This is a genomic window from Hahella sp. NBU794 (genome assembly GCF_050749805.1).
Classification (GTDB): domain Bacteria; phylum Pseudomonadota; class Gammaproteobacteria; order Pseudomonadales; family Oleiphilaceae; genus Hahella.
This window is the reverse complement of the sequence record NZ_CP192738.1, coordinates 4,314,015-4,328,168: the sequence shown is the minus strand read 5'-3', so window position 1 is coordinate 4,328,168 and position 14,154 is coordinate 4,314,015. Positions and strand designations below refer to the sequence as shown.

The 14,154-nt window shown below is 54.7% G+C and carries 13 protein-coding genes; 11 read left to right on the top strand and 2 right to left on the bottom strand.

Annotated elements, in window-relative coordinates; translation table 11 throughout:
• Positions 1-18: 18 nt before the first annotated feature.
• The 10 genes from ACQYWX_RS18790 (at position 19) to ACQYWX_RS18745 (ending at position 10,136) form a co-directional block, all read left to right on the top strand.
• Positions 19-1,197 (top strand): vWA domain-containing protein, encoded by a 1,179-nt coding sequence (locus ACQYWX_RS18790; protein WP_431685933.1) that lies wholly within the window; start codon positions 19-21, stop codon positions 1,195-1,197.
• Positions 1,198-1,449: 252 nt separating this feature from the next.
• Complete coding sequence (locus ACQYWX_RS18785; RefSeq protein WP_216735542.1) at positions 1,450-1,974, top strand: hypothetical protein; 525 nt, start codon at positions 1,450-1,452, stop codon at positions 1,972-1,974.
• 25 nt (positions 1,975-1,999) lie between these two features.
• Positions 2,000-3,754 carry a tetratricopeptide repeat protein gene (locus ACQYWX_RS18780; protein WP_431685932.1) on the top strand — a complete coding sequence of 585 codons (1,755 nt, stop codon included), beginning with the start codon at positions 2,000-2,002 and terminating at the stop codon, positions 3,752-3,754.
• Positions 3,751-6,552 carry a tetratricopeptide repeat protein gene (locus tag ACQYWX_RS18775; protein WP_431685931.1) on the top strand — a complete coding sequence of 934 codons (2,802 nt, stop codon included), beginning with the start codon at positions 3,751-3,753 and terminating at the stop codon, positions 6,550-6,552. The genes ACQYWX_RS18780 and ACQYWX_RS18775 overlap by 4 nt, the downstream gene beginning before the upstream one ends.
• Complete coding sequence (locus tag ACQYWX_RS18770) at positions 6,530-7,123, top strand: tetratricopeptide repeat protein (RefSeq protein ID WP_431685930.1); 594 nt, start codon at positions 6,530-6,532, stop codon at positions 7,121-7,123. Before ACQYWX_RS18775 ends, ACQYWX_RS18770 begins: the two co-directional genes overlap by 23 nt.
• Positions 7,124-7,134: 11 nt before the next feature.
• Positions 7,135-7,416, top strand: coding sequence for a hypothetical protein (locus tag ACQYWX_RS18765; protein ID WP_431685929.1), 282 nt, complete (start codon positions 7,135-7,137; stop codon positions 7,414-7,416).
• Positions 7,417-7,445: 29 nt separating this feature from the next.
• On the top strand, positions 7,446-8,114 hold the full coding sequence (locus ACQYWX_RS18760) for a MotA/TolQ/ExbB proton channel family protein (protein ID WP_127971622.1): 669 nt from the start codon (positions 7,446-7,448) through the stop codon (positions 8,112-8,114).
• A gap of 9 nt (positions 8,115-8,123) precedes the next feature.
• A complete protein-coding gene (locus tag ACQYWX_RS18755) occupies positions 8,124-8,639 on the top strand; it encodes an ExbD/TolR family protein (protein WP_431685928.1) in 516 nt (171 codons plus the stop codon).
• Positions 8,636-9,133, top strand: a complete 498-nt coding sequence (locus tag ACQYWX_RS18750) for an ExbD/TolR family protein (RefSeq protein ID WP_127971618.1) — start codon at positions 8,636-8,638, stop codon at positions 9,131-9,133. Before ACQYWX_RS18755 ends, ACQYWX_RS18750 begins: the two co-directional genes overlap by 4 nt.
• A 1-nt stretch (position 9,134) precedes the next feature.
• Complete coding sequence (locus tag ACQYWX_RS18745) at positions 9,135-10,136, top strand: AgmX/PglI C-terminal domain-containing protein (RefSeq protein WP_431685927.1); 1,002 nt, start codon at positions 9,135-9,137, stop codon at positions 10,134-10,136.
• Positions 10,137-10,234: 98 nt separating this feature from the next.
• Here ACQYWX_RS18745 and ACQYWX_RS18740 read toward each other — a convergent pair whose 3' ends face one another.
• Positions 10,235-10,714, bottom strand: a complete 480-nt coding sequence (locus ACQYWX_RS18740) for a MaoC/PaaZ C-terminal domain-containing protein (RefSeq protein WP_216735549.1) — start codon at positions 10,712-10,714, stop codon at positions 10,235-10,237.
• A gap of 111 nt (positions 10,715-10,825) precedes the next feature.
• Positions 10,826-11,752 carry a lysophospholipase gene (locus tag ACQYWX_RS18735; RefSeq protein ID WP_431685926.1) on the bottom strand — a complete coding sequence of 309 codons (927 nt, stop codon included), beginning with the start codon at positions 11,750-11,752 and terminating at the stop codon, positions 10,826-10,828.
• Between the two features lie 616 nt (positions 11,753-12,368).
• Between ACQYWX_RS18735 and ACQYWX_RS18730 the strand changes: the two genes are divergently transcribed.
• On the top strand, positions 12,369-14,057 hold the full coding sequence (locus ACQYWX_RS18730) for a long-chain fatty acid--CoA ligase (RefSeq protein ID WP_127971610.1): 1,689 nt from the start codon (positions 12,369-12,371) through the stop codon (positions 14,055-14,057).
• Positions 14,058-14,154 lie beyond the last annotated feature (97 nt).

Below are 14,154 nucleotides of genomic sequence, written 5' to 3'. Positions count from 1 at the left end.
GCAAAGGAGGACACCTATATGTTGATTGATTTCTTCCTGACGCTGCGCAAGAACAAGGTGCCGGCGTCCTTACGGGAGCTGCTCGACCTGCTGGAGGCGCTGCAACAGGGGCTGGCGTTTGCGGATATGGATGACTTTTATTACCTGAGCCGCGCCTGTCTGGTAAAAGATGAAAAGCATTATGACAAGTTTGATCAGGCTTTCGGCGTCTACTTCAAAGGACTGGAAGATCTGAATGCGGTGCTGGAGGCGCTAATCCCCGAAGATTGGTTGCGGGCGGAATTTGAAAAGCAGCTCACCGATGAGGAAAAGGCCAAGATTGAATCCCTGGGAGGTCTGGAAGAGCTGATCGAGGCGTTCAAAAAGCGACTTGAGGAGCAGAAGGAGCGTCATCAGGGCGGCAATAAATGGATCGGGACTGGCGGCACGTCGCCATTTGGAGCGAACGGCTATAACCCGGAAGGCATTCGCATCGGGCAGAACGGCTCCCGCAATCGCCGTGCGGTGAAGGTTTGGGAGCAGCGTACTTATAAAGATCTGGACGACTCCATCACCCTTGGCATTCGCAATATCAAGGTGGCGTTGCGTCGTCTGCGCAAATTCGCCCGTCAGGGCGCGGCGGAAGAGCTGGACATGCCGGATACCATCCGCAGCACCGCCAATAACGCCGGATACTTGGATATCAAGATGGTGCCGGAGCGCCATAACTCTGTAAAAGTGTTGCTGTTTTTCGATATCGGCGGCTCCATGGACCCGCATATTCGCGTGTGCGAGGAGCTGTTCTCCGCCGCGCGCAGCGAGTTCAAGCACATGGAGTACTATTACTTCCACAACTTCATTTATGAAGGCGTGTGGAAGAGCAATATCCGCCGCGTCAGCGAAACCATTCCAACCTGGGACATTCTGCATAAATACGCATCGGATTACCGGGTGATTTTTGTGGGGGACGCCAGTATGGCGCCTTATGAGATCACCCATCCCGGCGGCAGTATTGAGCATTGGAATGAAGAGGCCGGGGCAGTCTGGATGCAACGGGTGTCGGATAAGTTCGACAAGGTGATCTGGCTGAATCCCTATCCCAGAGACTATTGGGGCATGGGCGGTTCGTTGGAAATCACCCGCCAGTTGGTTAACCAGCATATGTATCCGCTCACCATTGATGGGCTGGAGCAGGGTATGAAGTACCTGAGTAAGTAGCTCCCTCAGGATCTTTTCTAAGCGCCGTCGCAGGACGGCGCTTCTTTCATTGCTTTCTCTTCTATTGCTTACCTTATTGCGCTGCGCTGGCGAATCAGGCGTCGGTGGCGAACGCTAACTATGTCTCGTTTTGTAAACATTTGTGTAGTTTGGTGAATCGAGTTCACACTATCGCTGACGACCCGGTGCTACCATGGCTTTCGTCTCTTTCTGCGTTCACCCGGGAGTTCGGCTCTCACAAGGGTATTGAGGATGAAGGCTTTGCGAATAATTCCAAGAATAATCATCACAGCGTTGCACATACTGACATTCGTCATTTCCTCCCAGGCTCATAGCGCCGCGACCGAGCGGGATATGGAGGCCCTCAAGCAGCGCGTCATCGAGCTCAACCGCGAGCTATATAAACTGCAGGAAGAAGTCCTGTATCCCATCGACACGCAAGTAGTGTTTTTTCTGGCCGTAGATGAAAACGTCGGTTTTGAGCTGGATTCCGTCGAGCTGACTCTGGATGGTGACATGGCGACCACTTACCTCTACTCCGCACGTGAACTGCAGGCATTGCAGCGCGGCGGCGTGCAACGTCTGTTTATGGGGAACCTGCCCGCGGGCGCGCACAAGGCGGTGGCGGTTTTCAATGGACGCAGCGCCGGCGACAAATACCTGAGAAAAGCGGCGACGCTGTCTTTCAATAAAGAAAATGGCTCTAAATACCTGGAATTGCGGGTGCAGGGCGATGGCGTCAGAACGCCCCGTTTTCTGATCAGAGAGCTGCGCTAGGCGCTGCTGATTACGGTCGAACGTCATGAAAGGGGATGTAACGCCAACCATGCATCGAATGTCCGTCCTGCTGCTGATTCTGAATGCTCTGTGCATGCTCGCCAGCGCTGTGCGGGCGCAAGAAGCCGCCGACGAATTACTGCACCGGGAAGCTCTGTTTCACTACTACACGAATGACTTTCTACAATCCCTGGTGCTGTTGGAGAACGAGCACCTTGGCTCGAATCATGTAGATAATCAATATCATAACCTGAACCATATTCTCGCCATCGAATCCGGTCTGGAGTTCGGTATGCGTTGTAATGCGGAGTCGCTCCTGGAGCATTTGCAATTTACCGCCAGAGAACCCGAGGTTAAACAGCAGGCGCAAATGATCAAAGGGCGTCTCGCCTATCGCGATGGCGAGTGGGGAGAGGCAGTGGAGTTGTTCGCCGGAGCGATGAAAGGTATGGCCCGGGATCGCAAAGACGAAGCCCTCTACTACATGGCGAACAGCTACCTGCAATTGCGCCGCCCGCAGGAGGCGGCCAAGGTTCTCGGTGAAGCCTCCCAGGGCAGTCTGTGGGCTGCGCATGGCTATTATAACCTGGGAGTGAATTACGCCGCGGATGATCCTGATTCTTCTCGCGCGTTGGTCGCGCTTCGCGTCGCTGCAGCCATGGCTGATGACAGTTATGAAGGGCGCGAGTTGAGTGATCGCGTCCTGTTGGCGGCGGGCCATATCGCGCTTTTGGACAAGGATTACAACAAAGCCCTGTCGTTCCTGAAAAACGTTCATGCTTCCGGCCCGGGAGCGCCGGCGGCGATCTATGACTACGGCATGGCGTTCGCGGGACTGGGGCGTTATCGCACGGCTATTCAATCCTGGCATCGGGCTAAAAAATTCGCCCTCACGTCTTCCGGCGTTGCGGAGACCTTCCAGGCCATCGCCTATGGCTATGAGCAGGAAAAGCTGCGCGCCACCGCCATTGACGCATACCTGGAAGCCATCGCCGTGTATGAGAAAGAAAAGCGCCAGGTCGATGAGGTCGTGACCGAAATCAACGCTAAAGGCGTGTTGGATTTGCTGTTGCAGGCGCCATTGCAGAACGGCGAAGTGGAATGGTATCTGGCCACGGATCTGCTCACCAATACGCCAAAGATCGCCTTTGTTCATTATTTGATGGATAAACCTGATTTCTTTCCCTTCGCCAAAGAATTGCTGCAAATGCACGGTTTACTGCAGTCGCTGCAGAATGGCGCGCAACGCATGGAGATCTTCTCCGCAGCCCTGGAGCGCCGCGCGCATCAGGCGAAGCAGGACGCCGCTGGAGCGCTTGCAAAAATGCGTCCGCAACAACTCAATCAACTGGTGTCGGAACGCAATGCGCTGGCCAAGTCCGCCGCCCAGGCTTCCGACGATCAAAAGGCGTTGCAACTGCTGGCGTTGCGCGAGCTGGACGAAAAGTTAAATCAACTCAAGGATAATTTTGTCAGTGTTCAGGGCGGCCTGCGCCAGGGCGGCGATCTCTACAAGACGCAACTACGCAAAGTTGAAACTCTGCAAAAAGAGTTCTCCGCCATGCATCGAGAACTGGCGGGGAAAATCAACGATTATGATAAGAAACTGTCACAACTGGCGGTCAAGTTGTTGCAGCAGCACTGGCGTGAAATAGACGGCTATCACGTGCGTAGCCAATTGGCGTTGGTGAATTTGTATGACGATTTGGCTGTGGCGGAGCTGCGTAAGAAGCAGCCTGTTGCGCCAGATGCGGCGACAGCCGGAGAGGGGGCGTTATGAGAGCTGCGGCCCTGGCGCTCAGTGTGAGTCTTCTTGGCTTTATTCCCCAGCAGGCGTTGGCGGACACGCTGGCGCCGATCATCATCGTGGAGAAGGACGAGGCGGACAAGACCATCGGCGAACTGAAACCCGCCTATATCGACTTCAGCTATCGGGTAGCGCCGCGAACGCCTTTGAATGAGGTGGCGTTGCGATACAGTCGCCTGATCCGCGAAGCCTCCGATCCGGAAGTGCGCATCAAGGCGCTGCATCGGCTGATCAACCTGGAAGAGCTGTTCTACGACGCCAAACCCCAGGGGCTGATCGACGACGAAATATGGAGTATCGCGATAGAGAGCTACGAAGCCCTGTTGCAGCGTCAACCGGGAGACAAAGACAACGATCGTATTCTTTATCAGTTGGCGCGCGCCTGCGGCATGCTGGGGCGTACCGACAAAGCGCTGACCAGTCTGGAGCGATTGGTAGGACAGTATCCGCGCTCTACTTATACGACAGAGGCGTGGTTCCGCATTGGCGAGTTACGCTACAGCGCTGGCGAATATATCAAAGCGCAATCCGCATACAGCCGTGTGCTGGCGGATCGCGGCGATGGCGACCTGGCTTCCAAGGCCCGCTACATGTTGGGCTGGACCCAGTTTAAACAGGAAAACTTCAGCGCGTCATTGCAGACTTTTTTGCAAGTGTTGTCTCACTTGGAGTCCAATTCCGCTCCTGCAGGACAGATGGCGCCCGGCGTCCGTGAAGCGGGGGATGACGCCCTGCGCATCGTCAGCATCATGGCCAGCTACGGTAAAGGGCCGGAAACGCTGAAAGCGGCTATTGCGCTGGGCGATTATCGTCCCTTGGCGCCTAAACTGTATGCGGCGCTATACGACTACTACCTGCAGCGCGAGCGCTATCAGGACGCCGCCGCCAGCGCGCAGGCTTATATCGCCGCCTATCCGGCGGCCACGGATCGTAGTGACTTCCATGACCGCATTATCGCCGCTTACGACCAGGGCGGCCTGCCTTCGCTGGCATGGGAGGAAAAAGCCCGTTTCACTCGTGAGCTGGGACTGTCGTCGAACTATTGGAACTCACAACAAGAGACCGCCAAAACCCGCCTGCGTCCCTCTCTCTATCAATATCTGGATGATTTGGGGCAAAGAGAATACGCCCTCGGCTTGAAGGCGGCAGGGGTGGAGCGTCGTACGCACCTGCAGAACGCGGTGGCGTATTTTGACGGTATGGAGGAGATCTTTCCCTCCGAAGGGAAAACCGCTGAAGCGCTTTACTTGCAGGGCGAAGCGTATTTTCTGCTGGAGGAATGGGAGCTTGCGGTGCGGGCCTATGACAAGGCGGGCTATTTCTATCCTGACTTTCCTCAACGTCATGAGGCGGCCTATGCCGGCGTTAACGCTTTGAGCAAAGCGGTGGACGCTAATCAGGAAGACGCTACATTGCGCAGCCGCCGTGTGGATGCGCTGCTGCGGTTTGCAAAAACTTTCCCCCGGGATACTCGCGCGACAGAAAGCCTGTTGTTTGCGGCGAATGAACTCTACGCCATGGAGCAGTACGGCGCAGCCCTGGATGCCGCTACCCAGACGGCTTCTTTTACAGATGATAAGGCGACCCGTAATGCGGCATGGACCGTCGCCGGTCACTCCGCTTTTGCATTGAGCCAATATCAGGACTCCGAGCACGCCTACCGGCAGGCGCTGTCGTTGCGCTCCCGCAAGGCGCCGGATTATGACGTGCTGATGGAAAATTTCGCCGCCAGCATTTACAGCCAGGGCGAGCAGGCGGAAGCGCGTGGAGAGGTCGCCGCGGCGTTTATTGAATACAAGAGAGTCATCGACGAAGCGCCGGAATCCCAGGTGCGCATCAGCGCCCAGTACGATGCGGGCATGCGCGCGATTGACCTCGGACGCTGGAAAGAGGCCATTGCTCTGTTGAATGACTTCCGTCAGCGCTATCCCAACCACAAGCTGACGGCGGGTATTGGCGAGAAACTGGTCTACGCCTATCAACAACACCAGCGTCCGGAATCCGCTGCGGATGAGTTGCTGCGTATCGCTGCGGGGGAAAAAGACGCTGAACGTAAGCGCAAGGCGCTGTTGCAGGCGGCGGAATTGATGGAAAACGCGGGGAGGGAGCAGCAGGCGGCCAAGGTGTACCTGCAATATGCGAACGAATTCCCGGCGCCGTTCGAGACCGCTATCCAGGTGCGGGATGCATTAATTGATTACTACGCCCAGAGCGCACAGATGCAACAAGCAGATCAATGGCGCGAGAAGTTGATTCAGTTTGAGGAGAGCGGCGACGCAGAACGGACTCCCGCGAGCCGATCTCTGGCGGCGGAAGCCAGTTGGACGCTGGCGCAAAAAGAAAAGGCGGCGTTTGACGACGTGCGCCTGACCTTGCCGTTGAGCAAGTCGTTGGCGGCCAAGCAAGCTGCGCTGAAAAAAGTCATGCAACGCCTCAATCGCATCAACGGTTATGGCGTGAGCGAATACGCCACTGCGGCGACTTACATGATGGGCGAAGTGTATCGCCAGTTGGGTAGAGACATTATGGAATCCAATCGCCCCGGTAATCTGAGTGATCTGGAGCGGGAGCAATACAGTCTGCTGTTGGAGGAACAGGCGTTTCCCTTTGAAGAAAAAGCCATTGAGTTTCTCGAGCTCAATGCGAGCCGGACCCAGCAAGGGGTTTACGACGAGTGGGTTAAGAAAAGCTATCTGGCGTTGCGGGAAATTATGCCCGCCAGATATGACAAGCAAGAGGTAAAGGTGGATGTCGCGCAAACGTTGCAATAAACACGGCGTTACAGGTTTGGCGCTAACGGCGACCTTGTTGCTGGTTGGCTGCGCTGGTTCGCCGGCTCGCAAGGACGCTGCCGCTGATATCTCTCCTGCCGGAGAACAGACTCAGATGAAGTATGATCAGGCGCTGGCGGCGTTAAACAATAATCAGGTCGCTTTGGCGGAGAATTTGTTCAAGCAGGTCATTGCCGATAAACCGGGTCTCAGCGCGCCTTATTTCAATCTGGGAGTCATTGCGGAAAAGCAGGGTGATCTGCCGTCCGCCAGGACATGGTACGCTCAGGCTCTGGATGTAAACCCCAAAGACGCCAGAGCTTTGAATCAGTTGGCAGTTTTAGCGCGGGAGGAGGGTGATTTTGAGAATGCCTTGGCGTTTTATGAAAGAGCGCTGAAGGCGGAGCCGAATGAGCCGGTTTATCATCGTAATATAGCTATACTTTACGACATGTATCTGGGTGATTACGTGCGGGCGTTGGAGCATTACCAGCGCTGCCAGGAACTTCGATCCGCTCCCGACGAGCAAGTGGCGATGTGGATCGCCGACCTTGAGCGGCGTATCCAATAGGCGGAGAAGGTATGAGATTTCAAATACTTGCCTTATGCCTCTGCGGTCTCTACAGTAACGCAGGTTTTGCGGCTGAGTTGATCGAGCTCGAAGGAACGGCGTTGAGAGGCGAGCAGGAGCAACCTAAAGTCTTGTACCTGGCGCCCTGGGGAACGCCGGATAGTCCGGCGATTGAAGTTCCAGAGCCGGAAAAAGAATTGGACGGCGCGCTCAGACCGCTAGATAGACAGGCGTTTCGGCAAAGTCTGTACTATCGTAAAAACCTTAAGATAGGCGATTTAGACCAGCAATAACCTAGAAGTGATTAAGGAGTCAGCGCGATATGTTCGAGACTGTCGTTCGCTTTTTTCAAGATGGTGGTGTTTTCATGTATCCCATCGCCATTGTCCTCGTGATCGGCGTAGCAATCGCTGTTGAACGATATATCTATCTCAGCGTCGCCAAGTTGAGCAACCGCGCGGACTTCAACAAACTGATCATGATGATCGGGCGCAAGGATTACCTCAATGCGCTGAAGCAGGCCAAACAATCCAAGACCGCCATGTCCACCATCGTGGAAGCGGGTTTGACCCGTTTGCTGAACCGTCAGCCGCGGGATCAGATTGAATACGCGATGGAAGAGGGGTTGATGGAAGTTCTGCCTCGTCTGGAAAAGCGTACGCAATATCTGGCGACGCTCGCCAACGTCTCCACGCTGTTGGGACTCCTGGGGACCATTATCGGTCTGATCGCCGCCTTTACCGCCGTCGCCAACGCCGACCCCGCGGAGAAGGCCAACTTGTTGTCGAAGAGTATTTCGGTGGCGATGAACACCACCGCATTCGGCTTGATTGCGGCGATTCCTTTACTGCTGGTGCACGCCATCCTGCAAACCAAAACCAACGAAATCGTGGATAGTTTTGAAATGGCTGGCATCAAGATCATGAACCTGATTTCGGAGAAACCAGCCCAGGCCGCCCCGGTAGCGAAAGCCGCACCAGAAAGAACATAGGACAGACCGATGCGTCGTAAACACCGTCGTCCGGAGGCTGTCGCTGACCTGGATATCACGGCGTTCATGAATCTCATGATCGTCCTGGTGCCGGTGCTGCTGATCAATCTGGTGTTCTCTCAAACCAGCGTTCTGAACCTGAACTTCCCTGAGTCCGCCGCCAACTCCGCCCAGGACAATAAAGACCAGCTGCAATTGCAGGTCATGATCCTGGAAGAGCAGTTGGTGATTGCAGACAACAAGGGCGGGGTCATCATGCAGATCCCGAAGCAGGCGGAAGGCGAGCATGACTATAAGACGCTCGCATTGGCTATGCAGGACATTAAAGCCCGGGTCCCTCCAGATAAGAAAGATATTACGTTGTTGCCTCAGGAAAGCACGTCCTATCAAACACTGGTTAGTGTGATGGATAAGGTGCGTTCCTACAAAACCGTTGTGGCGGGAAGCGTTGTTAACGCGGAGTTGTTCCCGGATATCTCCATTGCCGATGCGCCTGAGATCATTCCGGCAGGAGGCGCGCAATGAAGCAGTCAGGCCGCGCCAAGCGTTATCAACGCCATTACCGAAGAATGCATAAAACAGCGTCGCTGAATCTGGTGTCGCTGATGGATATATTCACTATTCTGGTGTTCTTCCTGATGGTGAATTCATCCGATGTGCAGGTGCTGCAGCAAAACAGCGCTGTAGAGTTGCCCGTGTCCATTGCCGACCAGCCGCCCACTGATCAGTTGACTGTCACGGTGACGGATGACGACATTATTGTTGGCGGCAGAGTGGTCAGTAAGGTCGCCGCCGCGGTTAATCAGGCCCCGTTGTTGATTAACGGACTCAAGCTGGAATTGGACTATCAGGTGTCCCGCGTCAACACGCCGGCGCCGCCTGAAGGCAGACCAATTACCATCATGGCGGATAAAGAGCTGCCGTATAAGTTGCTGAAGAAAATCATGTCCACCTGTGTGGAAGCGGGCTACAGCAGTATCTCACTGGCGGTAAGACGCACCACCGAGAAGGAGGCCTAGCATGGTGAAAGCACGCGCCGGCTCTCCTTTGCCGTGGAACGTTGACGCTAGGGAGCGAGATCGTTTCTTTCTGATTCTCGCGTTCGCCATGTTGGTTATGCTGGTGGCGGGCGTGATTATCCCGTTGGTTGATTTGCCTGAGAAGTCCCGTGAAGAGTTGGAGGCGTTGCCTCCCCAGCTGGCGCGGGTAGTGATTGAAAAACGGGAAATGCCAAAACCGGAAATCAAAAAGCCGGAACCGAAGCCGGAGAAAAAGGAAGAGAAGAAAGAAGAGCCCAAGCCGAAACCCGAGCCAAAGCCAGAACCGAAACCACAGCCCAAGCCTGAGCCGAAACCTGAGAGAAAGGTGACGCCGAAGGCGGAGCAACCCAAGCAGCAGACGGTAGATCAGGCGCGCGAGAAAGCACAAAGCTCTGGTTTGTTGGCGCTGAGCGATCAGCTCTCCGATATGAGAGCGCTGGCGGACACGGCGGATGCGTCAGACCAGCCGCTGTATACGGCGACTCCGATCAGCAAGAAGGCGTCAGATAAGCTGGTGAACAATGTTTCCACTTCAGGGAGTGGGGGCGTGGACGCCAACAAGCTGGATAAGTCTACCCAACAGGTGGCGCTGGCTTCGCGTAAGGTGACGGAAGTGCAGGAAAAAGCCCAGCCGGGCGGAGGTGGTTCCACCAGCAAGAAAACGTCTGGTTCCGGTTCTGGCAATCAGCGCAGCACAACGCGTTCCGCCGAAGAGATCAGGAAGGTCTTTGATGCGGCCAAAGGGCAGCTGTCTACCTTGCATAAGCGTGCGCTTCGCAAAGATCCAACGCTTAAAGGAACCTTGGTGCCTGAGCTGACAGTGGAAGCAAATGGCAGTGTGTCTCAGTGCAAGATTGTGGAGAGTAACCTGAATAATCAGGACTTCGAAAAGAAAATCTGCTCTTACTTGAGGCTGCTGAACTTCGGCGCCAAATCCAACGCAGGCAAACAGGCGATCAGATATCCCATTGACTTGCTGTAAGCCTGAGCAAACAAAAAAAGCGCCCCTGAGTGGGCGCTTTTTTTATGGAGAAAACTGAGCGGCGGACTTGATGAAGCCGGTCGCTCTTAATTAGCGAATCACTGTTCGCCGCTGATGGATATAGCCGGTAGTGTGGGCCTTTCCAGTGAAATTTTCTCATCTGGGGCGATGACCTTCGCCTGACCTTCCACCACCAATACGCCATTTTGATTGTGAATGGCGCAATCCAGAACCACCCGTTTCTTCGACAGCTTTTCCGTTACTGTGAGGGTGACCGTCAGGACATCATTTAACTTTACCGGACGCTTGAAGCTCAGGTGCTGTTCCAGGTAAATGGTGCCGGGACCCGGAATAACGGTGGCCAAAGCCGCAGAAATCAATGCGCCGGACCACATGCCGTGGCCGATTCTCTCCTTGAATACGGTGGACTGCGCGTACTCGGCGTCCAGATGCACCGGATTGATATCACCGGAAACGGCGGCGAACAGAACGATTTCCTGCTCTGTCAGTGTACGGGTGTAAGTGGCGGAGTCGCCCACATGAAGTTCGTCGTAGGTAATGTTTTCTAGCGCGTCCATAGTGAACTGATAACTTGATTGGGTTGCTGACAACGCACGCCGGAGAGTGGCGACGCAGGGATTAACTTTCCTTTATATATTAGTGTAATCCATATTTCTCTAACGCGTCTGTTACGGAGTGTGCGCGGTCACCCATGAGGACAGGTCGTTCAGCACTTGCTGGCGATTGATCTCGTTGAGCATTTCATGGCGTCCGTCGGGGTAGAGCGTGCAGCTGAGGTCGCGTACGCCCGCCTCGCGTAAGTGGCGCTCCAGTCTTTTTACCCCCTTGCCGAACTCTCCAACCGGATCTTTATCTCCCGCGATCAGATAGATAGGCAGATTGGGGTTGATGCGGGAGAAGCTGGCGGACGTGAAAATGCGCCGCAGACCATCCAGCATCGCGATCCAGGTGGCGGTGGTGCAGATGAAGCCGCACCATGGGTCCTTAATGTAGTTGTCCACTTCGGCGGGGTCGCGGGAAAGCCAGTCGAATTCCGTACGATTAGGAGCGAAGCGATGATTGAATGAGCCGAATGAAAGTTGATCCAGCAGGCGACTGGCGCTGCGCGCGCCCAGGCGTAGCTTTTCCGCCCTGGCGATGGCCGCCGCCGCAAGATATTTCAATGGCGCGCCGTAATTACTGCCGGAAAGAATAACGCCGTGAAAGGGCGGGCGGTGCGCGATCAGACATTGCAGACTGATAAAAGACCCCATGCTGTGGGCGAAGAGAAAATGCGGAACGTCTGGATGCCAGCTTTTTATCTGATTGGCCATAAACAGCAGGTCTGCGGCGACTTTGTCCCAGCCGTCGCGATCAGCGTAATGACCAGTCTGCCCGTTGGCGATAGAGCGGCCATGACCGCGGTGATCATGTGCGACAACCGCGTAGCCCCGGGCGCAGAAGTGCTCAGCCAGATTCCGGTAGCGTCCGGCGTGCTCCGCCATGCCATGGGAAATCTGAATAACGCCGCGTATGACGGGGGCGTCCGGTATCCATCTGTAGTACCCGATTTTATGGCCGTCCGTGCTGGTCAGGAAATCTTCCAGGTTGCGCATGATGTTTGCTATTTATTGGATTTTATTAGTGTTTTATACGCTGATTCGCAACAATTTAGCTACCGTCGGCATCAGCGTCAACGATTATTGTCGCGGTATTCCCGCTCTGTATTGTCCCAGGGGAGCCAAGGAAACGCCGATAATTAAGTAAGACTTTTGTCTACATAAGCCAAAATAAAGCTGCTATTCTATCGCGCACTATAAAAAACGAGCCCACTATACCGTTCCGGCTTAATGGGGTAATCACCCGACCGGGTGACTCTCCTGAAAATAGCGCCGCCCGATGACAGAAGTAAGAATGGGGTAGTGGTCGTCAGGGATTCGATGATTGGCTTATATATGATCGCGAGTAAGAGTTTCTAATGTGGGGTGCGTCGAAACCGCCGGGTGCGGAAGTCGACGTTGCTCTGTGCAGTGGAATTCACTCATTTTAAGGGTTACGGCGCAGGTTCGAGCGCCGGGCGCATAAGCGTCGAGTTAGCTGCGGAATTGCTCCGTCATCCTTGAAGCCGTCGCCTCGGGCGACGCGGTCATCTCTCAGTCAGTCCCGATTGCCGAAGACAATTACAAATATAATCAGATTGCCTATTAACAGCGTTGGCCAGGAGATAGCGGTATGGATAATTTTTTCAAGGATAAATATCCCCCCGGAGTTCCATCCGAAGTTGAATTGGGGAAATACAAATCGGTTGTCGACATGTTCGAACAGGCATGTAAACGATACGCGGACAAACCTGCGTTTACTGCCGTCGGCGCCACCATGACATATGGCGAAATGGAGAAGCACACGCGCGCATTCGCCGCCTACCTGCAGAATGAAACCAACCTGAAGCCCGGCGACCGTATCGCCATCCAGATGCCTAACCTGCTGCAATATCCGATCGCTGTTTTCGGCGCCATGCGGGCGGGACTGATCGTGGTTAACACTAACCCGCTTTATACCCCGCGGGAAATGGAGCATCAGTTTAACGACTCCGGCGCCAAGGCGTTGGTGGTTCTGGCCAATATGGCTTCGCAGGCGCAGGAAGTGCTTCCGCATACCGGCGTGGAGCACGTCATCGTGGCGCAGATTCCGGACATGCATCCGCCAATCAAGCGCATGGTGATGAACGCGGCGATCAAGTACGTCAAGAAAATGGTGCCGCCTTATAATATTCCCAACGCGGTCCCGTTCACTAAAGTCATGTCCATGGGCGCGCGCTACACCTTTAAGCCTGTGGACGTTAACCCCGAAGATATCGCGGTGTTGCAGTACACCGGCGGCACGACCGGCGTCGCCAAAGGCGCCATGCTGACCCACCGCAACCTGGTTTCCAACGTAGCGCAATTGAAGCCGTTACTGACGGTGCGTCTGGGTGAAGCCATCGAGACAGTCATTGCGCCGCTGCCGCTGTATCACATTTATTCATTCACTATGAATTGCGGCGTCATGCTGGATACCGGCAACCACAGTATTTTGATTCCCAACCCGCGGGATTTCGACGGCTTTATCAAAGAGCTGGGCAAATGGAAATTCACAGCGTTCCTGGGCATCAATACGCTGTTCGTGGCGCTTTGCAACAATGAGAAATTCCAGGAGCTGGATTTTACTTCCCTGAAAGTGACTGCCGCCGGGGGCATGGCGCTGACCAGCGATACGGCGAAAATGTGGAAGAAAGTCACGGGTTGTGATGTGACGGAAGGCTATGGCATGACAGAAACCTCGCCAGTGGTTTCCATCAACCCCATGAACGCCATTCAAATCGGCACTATCGGTCTGCCGATCCCCAATACCATGGTGAAAATCATGGACGATGAAGGTAAAGATCTTACCGTCGGGGAAGTCGGCGAGCTGTGCGTTAAAGGGCCTCAGGTCATGAAAGGTTACTGGCAGCGTCCGGATGAGACCGCAAAAACCATGACTGAAGACGGCTGGCTGAAAACCGGCGATATCGCCATGGTGCAGAACGACGGCTACCTGCGCATTGTGGATCGTAAGAAAGATATGATTCTGGTGTCTGGTTTCAACGTCTATCCCAACGAAATTGAAGATGTAGTCACCAGTCATCCGGATGTGGTTGAGTGCGCGGCGATTGGCGTGCCTGACCTGAAAAGCGGCGAAGTGGTGAAAGTGTTCGTTGTGAAGAGCAATCCCAATCTTACTGAAAGCGCGCTGAAAGAGTTCTGTCGCGAGCGCCTGACCGCTTACAAGGTGCCCAAAACCATCGAGTTCCGCGATGAATTGCCGAAAACCAATGTCGGTAAGATTCTGCGCCGGGAGCTGCGCGATGAGGAAATCAAAAAGCAGAAAGACAAAGCGGCGTAACTCTGCGCGGCGAGTCCAGGAGAGCTGAAAAGCGGGTGAGAGCCCGCTTTTTGTGTTATTAAAGGCGGGTTCTTTCAGTTGTAGAGCGTTGTTAATT

Excerpts from the sequence above, each read along its gene's own strand:
- ACQYWX_RS18790 (WP_431685933.1), top strand. The coding sequence starts at position 19 with ATGTTGATTGATTTCTTCCTGACGCTGCGCAAGAACAAGGTGCCGGCG.
- ACQYWX_RS18785 (WP_216735542.1), top strand. The coding sequence starts at position 1,450 with ATGAAGGCTTTGCGAATAATTCCAAGAATAATCATCACAGCGTTGCAC.
- ACQYWX_RS18780 (WP_431685932.1), top strand. The coding sequence starts at position 2,000 with ATGAAAGGGGATGTAACGCCAACCATGCATCGAATGTCCGTCCTGCTG.
- ACQYWX_RS18775 (WP_431685931.1), top strand. The coding sequence starts at position 3,751 with ATGAGAGCTGCGGCCCTGGCGCTCAGTGTGAGTCTTCTTGGCTTTATT.
- ACQYWX_RS18770 (WP_431685930.1), top strand. The coding sequence starts at position 6,530 with ATGTCGCGCAAACGTTGCAATAAACACGGCGTTACAGGTTTGGCGCTA.
- ACQYWX_RS18765 (WP_431685929.1), top strand. The coding sequence starts at position 7,135 with ATGAGATTTCAAATACTTGCCTTATGCCTCTGCGGTCTCTACAGTAAC.
- ACQYWX_RS18760 (WP_127971622.1), top strand. The coding sequence starts at position 7,446 with ATGTTCGAGACTGTCGTTCGCTTTTTTCAAGATGGTGGTGTTTTCATG.
- ACQYWX_RS18755 (WP_431685928.1), top strand. The coding sequence starts at position 8,124 with ATGCGTCGTAAACACCGTCGTCCGGAGGCTGTCGCTGACCTGGATATC.
- ACQYWX_RS18750 (WP_127971618.1), top strand. The coding sequence starts at position 8,636 with ATGAAGCAGTCAGGCCGCGCCAAGCGTTATCAACGCCATTACCGAAGA.
- ACQYWX_RS18745 (WP_431685927.1), top strand. The coding sequence starts at position 9,135 with ATGGTGAAAGCACGCGCCGGCTCTCCTTTGCCGTGGAACGTTGACGCT.
- ACQYWX_RS18740 (WP_216735549.1), bottom strand. The coding sequence starts at position 10,714 with ATGGACGCGCTAGAAAACATTACCTACGACGAACTTCATGTGGGCGAC.
- ACQYWX_RS18735 (WP_431685926.1), bottom strand. The coding sequence starts at position 11,752 with ATGCGCAACCTGGAAGATTTCCTGACCAGCACGGACGGCCATAAAATC.
- ACQYWX_RS18730 (WP_127971610.1), top strand. The coding sequence starts at position 12,369 with ATGGATAATTTTTTCAAGGATAAATATCCCCCCGGAGTTCCATCCGAA.